13 protein-coding genes are annotated in these 14,585 nt (G+C 63.6%); 12 read left to right on the plus strand and 1 reads right to left on the minus strand.

The genetic code is table 11. The annotated features are described in order from the left end of the window. The first annotated feature begins 49 nt into the window (after window positions 1-49). The 8 genes from XW59_RS16585 (at window position 50) to XW59_RS16620 (ending at window position 8,312) form a co-directional block, all read left to right on the plus strand. On the plus strand, window positions 50-1,774 hold the full coding sequence (locus XW59_RS16585) for an FAD-dependent oxidoreductase (protein ID WP_047146559.1): 1,725 nt from the start codon (window positions 50-52) through the stop codon (window positions 1,772-1,774). Beyond that, on the plus strand, window positions 1,771-2,664 hold the full coding sequence (locus XW59_RS16590; protein WP_047146558.1) for an NAD(P)-dependent oxidoreductase: 894 nt from the start codon (window positions 1,771-1,773) through the stop codon (window positions 2,662-2,664). Before XW59_RS16585 ends, XW59_RS16590 begins: the two co-directional genes overlap by 4 nt. A gap of 16 nt (window positions 2,665-2,680) precedes the next feature. After that, on the plus strand, window positions 2,681-3,496 hold the full coding sequence (locus tag XW59_RS16595; RefSeq protein ID WP_047146665.1) for a shikimate dehydrogenase: 816 nt from the start codon (window positions 2,681-2,683) through the stop codon (window positions 3,494-3,496). A 173-nt stretch (window positions 3,497-3,669) separates the two neighbouring features. Next, a complete protein-coding gene (locus tag XW59_RS16600; protein ID WP_047146557.1) occupies window positions 3,670-4,809 on the plus strand; it encodes an ABC transporter substrate-binding protein in 1,140 nt (379 codons plus the stop codon). A 153-nt stretch (window positions 4,810-4,962) separates the two neighbouring features. Next, window positions 4,963-5,841, plus strand: coding sequence for a branched-chain amino acid ABC transporter permease (locus XW59_RS16605; RefSeq protein ID WP_047146556.1), 879 nt, complete (start codon window positions 4,963-4,965; stop codon window positions 5,839-5,841). Next, window positions 5,841-6,812: a branched-chain amino acid ABC transporter permease gene (locus XW59_RS16610; RefSeq protein WP_047146555.1), complete on the plus strand. Its 972-nt coding sequence runs from the start codon at window positions 5,841-5,843 to the stop codon at window positions 6,810-6,812. The genes XW59_RS16605 and XW59_RS16610 overlap by 1 nt, the downstream gene beginning before the upstream one ends. Beyond that, the gene (locus XW59_RS16615; protein WP_047146554.1) at window positions 6,809-7,585 is read left to right on the plus strand and encodes an ABC transporter ATP-binding protein; all 777 of its coding nucleotides are present in this window, start codon (window positions 6,809-6,811) and stop codon (window positions 7,583-7,585) included. Before XW59_RS16610 ends, XW59_RS16615 begins: the two co-directional genes overlap by 4 nt. Window position 7,586: 1 nt before the next feature. Continuing rightward, complete coding sequence (locus tag XW59_RS16620) at window positions 7,587-8,312, plus strand: ABC transporter ATP-binding protein (protein ID WP_047146553.1); 726 nt, start codon at window positions 7,587-7,589, stop codon at window positions 8,310-8,312. A 36-nt stretch (window positions 8,313-8,348) separates the two neighbouring features. Here XW59_RS16620 and XW59_RS16625 read toward each other — a convergent pair whose 3' ends face one another. Continuing rightward, window positions 8,349-9,161, minus strand: a complete 813-nt coding sequence (locus XW59_RS16625) for an IclR family transcriptional regulator (RefSeq protein WP_047146552.1) — start codon at window positions 9,159-9,161, stop codon at window positions 8,349-8,351. A 221-nt stretch (window positions 9,162-9,382) separates the two neighbouring features. On the opposite strand from XW59_RS16625, the gene XW59_RS16630 reads away from it, so the two are divergent. From XW59_RS16630 to XW59_RS16645, 4 genes are all read left to right on the plus strand, one after another. Then, the gene (locus XW59_RS16630; protein ID WP_047146664.1) at window positions 9,383-10,918 is read left to right on the plus strand and encodes a M81 family metallopeptidase; all 1,536 of its coding nucleotides are present in this window, start codon (window positions 9,383-9,385) and stop codon (window positions 10,916-10,918) included. 106 nt (window positions 10,919-11,024) lie between these two features. Then, complete coding sequence (locus XW59_RS16635) at window positions 11,025-12,683, plus strand: ABC transporter substrate-binding protein (protein ID WP_082137654.1); 1,659 nt, start codon at window positions 11,025-11,027, stop codon at window positions 12,681-12,683. A gap of 76 nt (window positions 12,684-12,759) precedes the next feature. Further along, on the plus strand, window positions 12,760-13,701 hold the full coding sequence (locus XW59_RS16640; RefSeq protein WP_047146551.1) for an ABC transporter permease: 942 nt from the start codon (window positions 12,760-12,762) through the stop codon (window positions 13,699-13,701). Continuing rightward, window positions 13,701-14,585 (plus strand): ABC transporter permease, encoded by an 885-nt coding sequence (locus tag XW59_RS16645; protein ID WP_047146550.1) that lies wholly within the window; start codon window positions 13,701-13,703, stop codon window positions 14,583-14,585. Before XW59_RS16640 ends, XW59_RS16645 begins: the two co-directional genes overlap by 1 nt.

A 14,585-nucleotide genomic window follows, 5' to 3' on the forward strand; every position in this document is an offset into this window, starting at 1 on the left:
CTGCTGCCGTTACGGTTGTCGCCGGATGTCTCCGCCGGGGAGTCCGGGTATGAACCGAGCGGGGACGGTGCTGGCGAACCTGCCGGACGGTGCGCAATATGACGTTGCCGTGCTTGGCGCGGGTGCTGCGGGCATGGCTGCCGCGATCTTCGCCGCGCTCCACGGCGCGCGCGTCATCCTCATCGAGCGGACGCAATATCTCGGTGGCTCCTCGGCCTACTCGGCGGCGACCACCTGGATTCCGAACACCCATCATTCGGCGGCCATCGGCGCTGACGACAGTTTCGAGAAGGCGAGCACCTTTCTCGATCGCGCGGTCGGCAATCGCTCGCCGAAGAGCTTGCGTGACGCGTTTCTGAGGGCCGGTCCGGATGCGATCCGGCTGATCGAGGATCGCGCAAAGGTGAAATTCCGGCCGAGGCCCTTCCATCCCGATTATCTCTATGAGTTGGAAGGAGCGACGTCCTTCGGTCGCGCGCTCGAACCATATCCATTCGAGGGCAGGGAACTTGGAGAGGATTTCGAGCTCATCCGCCCGCCGATCCCCGAGTTCACCATCCTTGGCGGCCTGATGGTTGATCGCGACGACATTGCGCATCTCCTCAAGATGACCTCGTCGCTGAAATCCGCAGCCTATTCCGCGCGCCTCATCGGCCGTTATCTCCTCGACAGGCTGCGTCACCCGCGCGGCACCCGGCTCGTCATGGGCAATGCGCTGATCGGACGGATGCTGCAGGCGGCGCGCGAGCTCGGCATCGAGATTGCGGTCGATGCCAGAGTACGCGAATTCGTCGAGGACGACGGAAAGGTCGCGGGCCTCATCGTCGAGCAGAAGGACGTGACCCGCCGGATCGCCGTTTCCGGCGGCGTGGTGCTGGCGAGCGGCGGGTTCTCGCGCCATCCCCGGCTTCGCGAGGAATACCTGCCGAAGCCCGTTCCCGACCACAGCCCGTCGGCGCCGGGACATACGGGTGAACTCCACGATCTCGCGTTGAAGCTTGGCGCGCACCACGGCGAGGGCGCTTACCAGAATTGCTTCTGGGCGCCGTGTTCGGTTCGCCGCCGTCCCGACGGGTCGACGGCCGTGTTCCCGCATTTCGTCTTCGACCGCAGCAAGCCCGGGACGGTCTCGGTCGGGCGTGACGGCAGGCGTTTCGTCAATGAGAGCACGTCCTATCATCTCTTCGTCAGCGCCATGTTCGCGACGAACGAGGACGGCTCGACCATTCCGGCCTATCTGATCACCGACAGCGAGGGCTTGCGCAAATACGGGCTCGGCATGGTCCGCCCGGGCGGACGCGGGTTGAAGCCGTTCCTCGAAGACGGCTATCTCACCCAGGCAAGCACCCTCGGCGAGCTCGCGCCGAAACTCGGCATCGACGCGGACGGTCTGAAAGCCACCGTCGCTTCCATGAACGAATATGCGAAGACGGGCGTCGACCCGGAATTCGGTCGCGGCACCACCGTCTACGAGAAGGCGAACGGCGACCCGACGCACGGGCCAAACCCGACGCTCGGGACGATCGGCACGGCGCCCTTCTACGCGGTGCGGCTCTATCCGGGCGATATAGGCTCCGCGATGGGCCTGGTCACCGACGAGAATGCGCGTGTCCTGCGCGGGGACGGTACCGTCATTGAAGGCCTTTACGCGGTCGGAAACGACATGCACTCGATCATGGGCGGGGTCTATCCGGGTCCCGGCATCACGATCGGCCCCGGCATCACCTTCGGCTACATCGCCGGCAAGCATGCGGCGGAGCGCGGCGTCGAATGAGCGCCGTTCTCGTCACGGGCGGCTGCGGATTTCTCGGCGGCTGGGTGGTGCGCGCACTGCGTCGCCGCGGTCACGACGTGCGCGTGTTCGATTTCCGGCCTGCAAACGATCATCTTGAATTCGTCCAGCCGGGTCTGTCACGCGAGATCGAGATTGTTGCCGGCGAGGTGACGAACAAGTCGGACGTCGCCGAGGCGGCGAAAGATTGTGATTCCGTCATCCATCTCGCCGGCATCATGACGGTCGACTGCCGCCGCGATCCGCTACGCGCCGCCAACATAAATCTCATCGGCAGCCTGAACGTCTTCGAAGCGGCGCTGGCAGGAGGCATGCGGCAGGTCGCCTATGTCAGCACCGCCGGTATCTATGGACCCGAGGACGGCACCCGGCCGCTGCCGGCGACCCACTACGGAGCGCTGAAGTTGGCCGTGGAAGGCTGCGCGCGGGCCTATTTCGTGGATCATGGCCTGCCTAGCATCGGTTTCCGGCCCTACATCATCTACGGGCCTGGCGTGGGGTCCGGCATCAGTGCGGGACCGAGCATCGCGTGCAGGGCGGCGTCGCGCGGCGAGGAGGCCGAGATACTCTTCACCGGCCGCGTCGGCATGGTCCATGTCGAGGACGTTGCCGAGGCATTCGCGGCAACGGCGGATGTCGAGCTGGCCGGCGCCGAGGCGCACAATCTGGTCGGCGAGGTCGCCACGATCGACGATTTCCTGCGCGAGCTGCGCCGTCTCGTGCCCTCGGCGCGGGTGAGCGCCAGCGGCAAGCCATTGCTGATCGCCTCCGACCTTGAAATCGGCGAGCGGCCGGATTTCCTTGCGGCGCTTTCCGTGACCGGGCTTGCGCAAGGTATCGAACGCACGCTCGCCCATTACCGCGCGGCATGAAGCGAAGGAGGAAGGAATGAACCTCGGATTGAACGGCGAAACCAGGATCAGCCTGATTATCGGCGACCCGATCGCTCAGGTGAAGTCGCCCGGAAACCTCACCACCATCCTCGCCAGGCGCGGCGTCAACGCGATTGTCGCGCCGGCTCATGTGACGGCGCAGGACCTGCCCGCCTTCATGCAATCGGTGCGTCTGATGCGCAACCTCGACGCCATCGTCGTGACGGTGCCGCACAAGATCGCCGCGCTCGACTATTGCGATCTGCCGAGCGAGCGCGCGAAATTCGTCGGCGCGGTCAACGTCATGCGCAGACTGCCGGACGGCCGCTGGGTCGGGGACAACACCGACGGCGTCGGCTATCTGGACGGCATCGCCAAGGAGGGCTTTTCGGTAAGGGACAAGAAGGCGCTGCTGGTGGGCGCCGGTGGTGCCGGTTCGGCGATCGCGCTCGAGATACTGGCGCGCGGCGCCTCGCTGCTCGCCGTTCACGACGCGGATGCCGATCGCCGCGACCGCCTCCTGGCGAAACTGGCGAAGTGCTTCCCCGACCGCGCCGTAACGGGCAGCGCCGATCCGCGCGGCTTCGATCTGGTCGCCAACGCAACGCCGGCCGGCATGAGGCCCGGCGATCCGCTTCCGGTCGATGCGAGCGGTCTTTCTTCCGGTCAGTTCGTTGCAGACGTGATCACCAAGCCGGAAGTGTCGCCTCTGGTGGAACATGCCCGTTCGCTCGGCTGCGGCACCATGACGGGTGCGGGAATGTTCAACGCGCAGGCCGATCTCCTGGTGGACCGCATTCTCGGTATCGAGGCGGCGGGCGAGCCGTCATGACGACCGCGAAACGCCCGCAGGGCAATGAGGAGATAACCTGAGGTTATGCACCCTCGAAATCTTGGTATTTGCCGACAAATTCAAGTCTCCTGCATAAATCGAACTGACAGTGGCGGTGCCGACGGGAGACGGCGCAAAATAACGCCGGACTGTTTCACTAGGGAGGAAATCTGATGAACCGCAGACATGTTTTTGCTTTGGCAGCTTCAGCGTTGCTGCTCTCCGTCTCCGCGCCGGCATTCGCGCAGGAGACGGTCAAGATCGCCAATATCTCGGAACTTTCCGGACCGGGCGCCACTTCGGGCGTCAACTGGCGCGACGGCGCGGCCATGGCGATCGAGGAGATCAACGCCGGCGGCGGCATTCTCGGCAAGCAGGTTCAGCTTTCGCAATATGATTCCCAGAGCGACGCCCAGACGTCGCGCGCCATGGTGCAGAAGGCGATCGACGAAGGCGCGTTCGCGTTGCTCGGAACCGTCTATTCCGGTTCCACCATCGTCAACATGCTCGTCGCGCAACAGGCGGGCATTCCGCAGATGACGGGTTCGGAAGCGCCGAAGATCACGCAGCTCGGCAATCCATATATCTTCCGCACCTCGTTCGGCGCGCAGAAATCCATGCCGAAGATCGCCGCTTATCTGCAGGACGAGATGAAGGTGACGAAAGTGGCCGTGGCCTGGGTCAACACGGAATTCGGCAAGGGCGGCCACGACGCGTTCGTCGCCGAGATGAAGGAACGGGGCATCGAGATCGTCGCCGACGTGCCGAGCGAGAACGCCCAGGCCGACTTCGCTGCCGACGTGGTGAAGCTCAAGGGTTCCGGCGCGGAAGCGATCTTCGTCTATCTCACCGAGGAAGAGAGCGCGCGCTTCCTGCGTGAAGCCAGAAAACAGGGCATTTCCGTCCCGCTCGTCGGCGAGACGACGCTTATCGGCCAGAAGGTCATCGATCTTGCCGGCGAAGCTTCCAACGGCGCCCTCGGCCATGTCAGCCTCACGCCCGACGCACCGGTGCCGGCCGTGCAGGAAATGGCCAAGAAGTTCGAGGAAAAATACAAGTATCGGGCCGACCACAATGCCATCAAGGGCTATATCGGCGCCTATGCGATCAAATACGCCACGGAAGCGGTGGGCGAGCTCGATTCGCAGAAGGTTGCCGAGAAGCTGCACGGGCTGACGCTCAAGGCAGCGGAGAACCCTGGCATCCTGATCGACATCTCCTGGGATGAAACCGGCGAGGTTTCGCGCGAGAGCTACCTTGTCGAGGTCAAGGACGGCAAGCAGACCGTGAAGGCGACGCTGCCCGCAAACTAACCGGACAATCGGTTTCCGTCCGATGTAGGATGTCCGGCAGGGATGCCGGACATCCCGCAGCCTACCCGGAAATCATTGCGAACGTCGCAAGGACGTGCCTGCCGACGGCGTTACCTGGACGCCGTGACGGCGACCATCATTTGGAGGAGCAGGATGACTGAATTCTTGCAGGTTGTCTTATCGGGGCTGGCGACGGGATCGATCTACGCGCTGGCGGCGATCGGCTTCACGCTTTTATGGCAGGCCTCACAAACCATCAATTTCGCGCAAGGCGAGTTCGTCATGCTGCCGGCCTTCTTCGTGCTGATCGGCATGCATGTCCTCGGCATGCCTCTGATCGCCGCGATGATCTTCGCGCTGATCCTATCGCTGATCCTGCTCGGGGTCATCTTCAAGAAGTTCGTCATCGAGCCGATGCTGCCGCACGGCACGCTGCCGATCGTCATGGCCACGATCGCGCTCGGCATTCTGATGAAGGAGACGGTGAAGGAATTCTACAGCGCCGAGGCGCAGCCCTATCCCTCGCTGGTGGCCGACCGGACGCTCGACTTTTTCGGCGCGGCGGTCTCCACACAGGATATTCTGAATCTCGTGGTTTCAATGCTGGTTGTGGTCGCGCTGCAATTCTTCCTGAGCGGCACCCGCACCGGCCGCTCCATGCAGGCGACCGCGCAGAATCCGCAGGTCGCCGAGATCCTCGGCGTCAACATCAAGCGGATGGTGCTCTACACCTTCCTGATCAACGCAGCACTTGCGGCGGTCGCCTCCTTCCTGATCTCGCCGATCTATCTCGCCAAGTTCTCGAATGGCGAGCCGATCGGCCTCGTTGCCTTCATCGCCGCGATCGTCGGCGGTTTCAACCAGATCAGGGGCGCGCTCGTGGGTGGGCTGCTCATCGGCGTGGTCGACAATCTGGCGGCCATCTATGTCTCCGCGCAGTATCGCGCCGCCGTTCCGCTGATCCTGCTGATCGTCATCATCCTTGTTCGTCCGCAGGGCCTGTTGGGCAAGGCCGAGGGGAGGGCCGTCTGATGAACTCTCGCAATCTCATTCTCGTGCTCGTCGGCATCGCGGCCCTCATCGCCGCGCCGCTCGGGCAGGGCAATTACGTCATCTACGTCCTGTGCTCCTGGCTGATTTTCTCGATCGCCGCGATGGGCCTGAATCTCACGCTCGGCTATGCCGGCCAGGTTTCGCTGGCCCAGGCAGCCTTCATGGGGATCGGCGCCTACACCACCGCGCTTTTGACCATGGCCGGCGTGCACTGGATCTTCGCCGCGCCGGCGGCGATGGTCCTGTGCTTCGTCATCGGACTGGTGCTCGGATATCCGGCGCTGCGCGTGCAGCACCATTTCCTCGCCTTCGTGACGCTGGCCTTCAGCACGCTCACCTTCCTGGTGCTGCGCAACGAGGAGTGGCTGACCGGCGGTTCGCTCGGCCTCGTTGGCATCATGCGGCCGAAATTCCTCGGCTTCGACACCATGCCGCAGCTTCACTTCTACTATTTCACGCTTGCCGTTTTCGTTCTCGTGGCGCTGCTTTTCTGGGGGTTGGTGCATTCCCCCTGGGGCCGCGCGTTCAAGGCGCTGCGCGAAAATCCGATCCGTGCCAACAGCCTCGGCGTCGACATCCGTCGCATGACGCTTCTGGCGTTCGCGATCGGCTCCGCGCTCGGTGGGCTTGCCGGTGCGCTTGCAGCGCCGCTGGTGCAGTTCATCGACCCGCCGGCCTTTTCGCTCATGCATTCGCTGAAGATCCTGCTGATGGTGGTCGTCGGCGGCTCGGGGTATTTCTTCGGCCCTATCCTCGGCGCCGGTCTGGTGATCGTGATGCCCGAATTCCTGCGCTTCACCGAGGGCTACTATCTGATGATCTACGCGGCGATGGTTCTCGTGCTGATGATCGTCTGCCCGACCGGACTGATCGGGCTCGGCAGAAAGTTCGCCTCGCAATTCAAGGGCCGCAGCGTACGCGGCGACCTAAAGGAGGGAGCAAAGCTATGACGGCACATGTCCGAAACGCCGCCGATGCCGGTGCCTCCGTGCTCAGCGTGCGCAACATCTCCAAGGCGTTCGGAGGGATCAAGGCGGTCGACGACGTCTCCTTCGACGTGAACTCGGGCGAGATACTTGGCCTGATCGGCCCGAACGGCAGCGGCAAGTCGACGCTCTTCAACTGCATTCTCGGCCAGTTGAAGCCGGACCAGGGCGAGGTGCGCGTCAACGGCCAGTCGGTCGCCGGCAAGCGTGCCTGCGACCTCAACAAGCTCGGCGTCGGCCGTACCTTCCAGATGCTGCAGGTCTTCCCGCAGATGACGGTGCTCGAAAACATCATCCTCGCCGGGCAGGAACACCAGGGCACGATGTTCACCCGGCTTTTCGGCCCGTCGGACGCGGGACTTACGGAAGAGGCGGCGAAGCTTATCGACTTCTTCCGGCTGGGCCATCTTCGCGACGAGCTTGCCGGGTCGCTGTCCTACGGCCAGCAGAAGCTGCTCGACGCCGCCATGGCCTTCATGGCGGGGCCGAGCCTCGTGCTCCTCGACGAGCCGGCGGGCGGCGTGAACCTCACCATGCTGGAGAACCTCAAGGAACGCCTCGTCGCCTTCAACCGGGAACGTGGTTCGACCTTCGTCGTCATCGAGCACAACATGGATTTCGTCATGTCGCTGTGCACGCGTATCCTTGTGCTGGCCGGCGGAAGGATCATCGCCGAGGGGACACCTGCGGAAATCCGCAGCAATCCCGAAGTCATCGAAGCGTATCTGGGGGGCTGACATGCTCGAACTCAAGGACCTCTACGGCGGCTATGGCAAGATGACGATCCTGAACGGCGTCTCGTTCAAGATCGACAAGGCCACCATTACCACCGTCATCGGCCCGAACGGGGCAGGCAAGTCGACCGTCTTCAAAGCGATCTTCGGCCTGCTCAACATCCATTCGGGCCAGATCCTGCTCGACGGCAAGGACGTCACCCGCCAGACGCCGGCGCAGATGATCTCGCACGGCGTGACCTACGTGCCGCAGGGCCGCAACATCGTCCCGCAGCTCTCCGTCTTCCACAATCTGGAGTTAGGCGGGATCACCGCCAGGGACCAGGGCATGGTCAGGCGGAGGATGGAGATGGTCATGGACCAGTTTCCGATCCTGCGCGAGAAGCGGAACCAGCAGGCGATCGCCTTGTCGGGCGGCCAGCAGAAGCAGCTCGAGATCGCCCGCGCGCTGCTTCTCGATCCGAAGCTGATCCTCATCGACGAGCCTTCCATCGGCCTGTCGCCGAACCTGGTGCAGGAGGTGTTTCAGACGCTGATCAGGCTTCGCGACAACGGCGTCACCGTCCTGATGGTGGAGCAGAACGCGAAGTCGGCGCTCGCCATGTCGGACTACGGCATCGTGCTGGAATTGGGGCAGACGCGCATGCACGACCGCGCTGACAAGCTGCTCGCCGACCCCAGGGTGGGCCAGCTGTTCCTCGGTGGTTCGACGCAGAAAAGCGTCGCCTGAGTTCCTAGGCCTCCGGAGGCAGGCGAGGCCGGCCGCTCAGAACATGCTGATCGCGCGCGCCGCTTCCGTTGCGAGCGGCGCGAAGCGCTGGCAGAAATCCTCGGCGGTCCATTCGCTGAGCGAACCGGCGATGTGGATCGCGCCCAGTGGCCGTCCGTCTGGACCGACGACCGCGGCGCCGAGCGCGATCTCCCCCACGAGCACTTCCCCGATCGTATAGGCGTAGCCCAACTCGCGGGCCTCGCTCACCTTGGCGCGGATTTCGTCGGGCTCGCAGATCGTCTTTGTGGTGAAGGGGCGCCTGTCGGAACGCTCGATGATGCCGTCCACCTCGCCATCGGTCAGACGAGCCATGATCGCACGGCCGCCGGAGGTGCAGAAGACTGGAACGCTGTGCCCAACGAGCGTGGCGAAGAAGCTCTCTCGCTTGCTCTGGAGCCGCACCGAATAGACCACCCGCAGATCGTCCCAGAGGCTAAGGTCGACGCGCTCGCGGGCGCTGCGCCTGAGCTCGAGGAGAACCGGCGTCGCCCGCTCGATGAGCGGCGAAAGTCTCAGATAATCCAGCGTGTGATCGAGGATGCGTATGCCGGGTATATAGCCGCGATTGTCGGGATCACGATCGATATAGCCGAGCTCCCGCAAGGTGTGGACGACGCGCTGGGCAGCGCTCTTCCCCATATCCGACACCTGTGCGATCTCGGCGAGCGTGAGCGGCCTGTCGGCATGGTGAAACGCCGAAAGAACCTGCATGGCCCGGGCAATGGATTGAACGAACAACGGGTCGTTATGATGTGCCTCGGTCGTCGGCCGCAGCCCCGACTCGGCCCTTAGTATGCTTCGCAACATAAGTTTTCCGAAAACACGTTGACAGCTTCAACCTAGCACAACTAGTCTAGCTTTCGATACCTAACTATCGCTAGCCGATACATGCCAACCGGACCTGAATCAAGGCGGGTCCGTCAAAGTTGGAGGTGCAAAACGGTGCCCGCTCGTTTTCGCTGGAGGCTCATGTCATCGACGGTTTCCGGTCTCCCGGCAGTCGCCACCGGCATCGGGAGCAGGCGGCGTTGAAGCGGAGGGTAGCGCTCGCGGGGTTTCTTCACGAAACCAACACTTTCGCACCTTCCCGGGCCAATTTTGCCAATTTCCAGCAGGGTGGCGGATATCTGCCGCTCAGCCGCGTCCGGGAGATCCTGGAGCGCTGCGGCGGCATCAACCTGGGCATTTCCGGCGTGTTGGAACATGCCGGGGAACAGGGTTGGGAGCTCGTGCCCATCCTGTGGTCCGGCGCCATTCCTTCCGCCCACGTTGAGAAGGACGCCTATGAAAGGATCGCCGGCGAAATCCTCGACGGAATCGCCGGCGCGGGTTCGCTCGACGGCATCTATCTCGACCTGCACGGCGCGATGGTCTGCGAGCATCTCGACGACGGCGAGGGCCATCTCATCGAGAATGTCCGAAAAATCGTCGGCCCGGACACCTTCATCGCGGCGAGCCTCGACCTGCATGGAAACGTCACCGAAAGGATGATGGAGCATGCCGACGCGCTCGTCGCCTTCCGCACCTACCCGCATATAGACATGGCGGAAACCGGCAGGCGCACAGCTGTCCAGCTCGATGCGCTGATGGCGCGCGGAAGGCCACATGCGAAGGCGTTTCGGCGTTTGCCTTACCTGATCCCGATCGCCTGGCAATGCACTTCGCTCGAACCTGCGCGGTCGATCTATCATCTGGTCGCGGATCTGGAGGGCGGTCAGGTCGCCAGCACCTCCTTCCTTACCGGATTTCCGGCCGCCGATTTCGAGGAGTGCGCACCGACCGTGCTCGCGTATGGCGATACCCGGGAGGCGGCCGATGCGGCGGCCGACCGCATCTTCGATCTCGTCATGCGAAGCGAGAGCGCCTTTGCCGGCAGCGCCTATCCCGCCGACGAGGCAGTGCGCGAGGCGATGCGCATCGCCCGCGGCGCGTCGAAGCCGGTCGTCATTGCCGACACCCAGGACAATCCCGGCGCGGGCGGGAATTCCGATACCACCGGCATGCTTCGCGCGCTGATCCGCAACGATGCCGAAAGGGCGGCGATCGGCCTGATCGTCGATCCGGAAGCTGCGCGCATCGCCCATGAGGCGGGCGAGGGGGCGGAAGTGACACTCGCGCTCGGAGGCCATTCCGGCATAGAGGGCGACGCCCCTCTTGAAGCGACTTTCACTGTCGAACGGCTGTCCGATGGCCGCTTCGATGCGCCAGGCCCCTATTATGGCGGCGCGTCGATGAATCTCGGGCCATCGGCCTGCCTCGTGATCGGCGGCGTCCGCGTGGTCGTGGCGACCTACAAGGCGCAACTGGCGGACCAGCAGATGTTCCGTTTCGTCGGCATCGAGCCGACCGAACAGGCAATCCTCGTCAACAAGAGCTCGGTGCATTTCCGCGCCGATTTCGAGCCGATCGCGGAGACGATCCTGGTGGGCGTCGCGCCCGGGCCGATGCCGCTCGATCCGGCAGACCTCCCGTGGACCCGGCTCGCGCCGGGAATGCGCTTGTCGCCAAACGGTCCGGCCTTCCTGTCTCGGGAAGATCCGGCGAGAAAAGCAGTGGGAGAATAGTCACAAGGAGAAGCTGTCGCAGCTTTTGCGAAGCTGAAGGATATCAGCGCGCAACGAAAAAACGAGAACACGAGACGTGCTCCAGCAAAAACAGAGGGAAAGAAAAATGCTGAAATTCGACAGGAACCGAACCAAGCAGACGTTTCAAGAAATCGAAGCCAGGTCACGGCCCGCATCCCGTTCGAGGCGGCTTTCCGGCCTGCTTGCCGGCGCATTCCTTGCGGGAACGGCGCTGACATTTTCCGTCCCCGCGCATGCGGACGCCGACACGATCACCGCCGTCATGCATTCCGGCCTGCGCGTGCTGGACCCGATCATCACCACCGCGCACATCACGCGAAACCACGGCTACATGATCTACGACGTGCTGGTGGCGGTCGACGAGGACTTCAAGCCGCATCCGCAGATGGCCGATTGGGCAATCTCCGACGACAATCTGGTCTACACCTTCACCTTGCGCGACGGCCTCACATTTCATGACGGCGCCCCGGTGACGGCAGCCGACGCGGTTGCCTCGCTGAAACGCTGGGGTGAGCGCGATTCCGGCGGACAGCTCATCTTCGATGTGACCGAGAGCCTGGAAGCCACAGACGAAAAGACCATCACCTGGAAGCTGAGCAAGCCGTTCCCCGCGCTTCTGGAAACGGTCGGCAAGCAATCGGCGGTGCCGCCCTTCATCATGCCGGAGCGGATCGCCAGCACCTCGGCGGACCAGGCGATTACCGAATATGTGGGCTCCGGTCCTTTCGTTTTCGTGGAAAGCGAATACCAGCCCGGCGTCAGCGTCACCTACGAGAAGTTCGACGACTACGTTCCGCGCGAGGAGCCGCCGAGCTGGATGGCCGGCGGCAAGGTGGTGAAGGTCGAACGCGTGCGCTGGGTGACCATGCCGGACGCGCAGACCGCCATCAACGCCGTCATGTCGGGCGAGATCGACTATATCGAGGCGCCGCAGGTCGATCTGCTGCCGATCGTGGCTTCGTCACCCGACGTCACCGTCGAGGTGCGCGACGAGCTGGGTTACCAGACGATGGGACGGATGAACTTCAAGCATCCGCCGTTCGACAACCCGAAGATCCGCCAGGCGGCTTTGAAGGCGCTCAGCCAGGAAAACGTGCTGGCCGCGCTTATCGGCAATCCGGAATATTACTCCGTCTGCGGCGCGATCTTCGGCTGCGGCACGCCGCTTGCCGACGATACCGGATCCGAGACGCTGACCTCTGGCGGCGACAAGGAAGCGGCCAAGGCGCTTCTTCAGGAGGCCGGCTATGATGGCACGCCGGTCGTCCTCATGCAGCCGACGGACGTCACCACCCTCGCCGCGCAGCCCGTGGTGGCCGCGCAAGCGCTGCGCGAAGCCGGCTTCACCGTCGACATGCAGGCGATGGACTGGCAGACGCTGGTCACGCGCCGCGCGAGCATGAGCGCGCCGGCCGAGGGCGGGTGGAACATGTTCTTCACCAACTGGATGGTGCCGGAGATCAACTCCCCGCTGATCAGTCCGATGCTCAACGGTCGCGGCGACGAGGCATGGTTCGGCTGGCCGAAGGACGACGCGCTCGAGGCGCTGCGCGAGGAATTCATCGCAGCCTCGACGCCGGAGGCGCAAAAGGACGTGGCGAGCCGCATCCAGGCCTACACCCTGGAGAACGTCATCTATGTTCCGCTCGGCCAGTATGCCGCGCCGCAGGTCATCAGCAAGAAGCTGACGGGTATGCTCCCTTCTCCGGTTCCCGTGTTCTGGAACATCGAGAAGTCGGAATAGCACGCGCCTGACATGGTCCGGGGGGCGCGCCTCCCGGACGCAGCGCGACATCGCCACGAAAAGGTCGGCATACCCCATGCTTGGATATATCATCAGGCGCATTCTGGCCGTGATCCCGGTCATGACCATCGTCGCCATTTTCGTTTTCCTCCTGCTGCGGCTGTCGCCGGGCGATCCGGCGGCGATCATCGCCGGGGACATGGCGACGCCCGAGCGGCTGGAGCGCATACGCGAATCCCTCGGCCTGACGGAACCGCTGCACATCCAGTTCGTCACCTGGGTCGGGCTGCTCCTGCAGGGCGATCTCGGCACCTCGCTCATCTCCAACACGCCGGTCACGACGATGATCGGGCAGCGGCTCTGGCCGACGATCAACATCGCGGTGCTGACGATCATCCTGTCCGTGCTGATCGCAGTGCCGATGGGCGTGATCGCGGCCTGGCGCCACCGCACATGGGTCGATTCCGCGGTGATGAGCTTTTCGGTGCTCGGCTTTTCGATCCCGGTCTTCGTCATCGGCTACATCTTCATCAAGATTTTCTCGATCGAGCTGCGCTGGTTGCCGGTCCAGGGCTACGCGCCGCCTTCGCAAGGGCTGTGGCCGTTCCTGCAGCGCGCAATCCTGCCGTGCCTGACGCTGGCGACGATCTACGTCGCGCTGATCGCCCGCATGACACGCGCAAGCATGCTCGAGGTCCTGGGCGAGGACTATGTTCGCACCGCCCGGGCCAAGGGCGTGAAGGAGAAGGTCGTGCTTTTCCGTCACGCGCTGCGCAACGCGGCCGTGCCGATCATGACGATCATCGGTACCGGCTTCGCGCTTCTCATCTCCGGCGTGGTGGTGACGGAAAGCGTCTTCAACATTCCCGGCATCGGTCGCCTGACGGTCGACGCGATCCTCGCCCGCGACTATCCGGTCATTCAGGGAATGATCCTGCTCACGAGTTTCATCTACGTCTTCGTCAACCTGATCATCGACTTGTCCTACACCTTCATCGATCCGAGGATCCGTTACTGATGGCCGCAGCCCCGCAGCCCATGTCGGCCATGCAGACGGTGCTTGGCATTTTCTCCCTGCCGCGGAACCTGCGCGTCGGTATCGGACCGATGATCGCGGCGGGCGTGCTTTTCGCGATCGTGCTCGTCACCGCATGCGCCTATCTCATCGTTCCGCACGATCCACTCGCAATGAATGCGCTGCAGCGCCTCAAGGGACCGAGCGCCGAACATTGGATCGGTACCGACGCTTACGGGCGTGACCTCTTTTCGCGCGTCCTCGTCGGCGGGCAGGTGTCGTTGCTGATCGGCATCGGCGCGGCCATCATCAGCGTCTTCATCGGCCTTCTGATCGGCCTGGTGGCCGGTTTCTTCCGCTGGGCCGACGCCATCATCATGCGCATCATGGACAGCCTGATGGCGATTCCCGCCATCCTGCTAGCGATCGCGCTGGTCGCTCTCAACGGGCCGAGCATCTGGTCGGTCATCTTCGCGATCACCATTCCCGAAATCCCGCGTGTCGTCCGCCTCGTGCGCGCGGTCGTGCTTTCCGCCCGCGAGGAGCCCTATGTGGAGGCCGCGATCGCTGTCGGTTCCAGCATGCCGAAGATATTGTGGGGCCATCTCATGCCCAATACCCTCGCGCCGCTGATCGTCCAGGGCACCTATATCTGCGCCTCGGCGATCCTGACGGAGGCTATTCTCTCCTTCCTCGGAGCTGGGGTGAGCACCGAAATTCCAACCTGGGGCAACATCATGGCCGAGGGCCGCAACTACTTCCAGCTCATGCCCTCGCTGATCTTCTGGCCAGGGCTGATGCTGTCGCTCTGCATCCTTTCCATCAACCTGCTCGGCGACACTGCGCGCGACATGCTCGATCCGCGGCTGAAGAAGCGGGAGGTTTGA

It is taken from the genome of Aquamicrobium sp. LC103 (assembly GCF_001014615.2).
Taxonomy (GTDB): domain Bacteria; phylum Pseudomonadota; class Alphaproteobacteria; order Rhizobiales; family Rhizobiaceae; genus LBCQ02.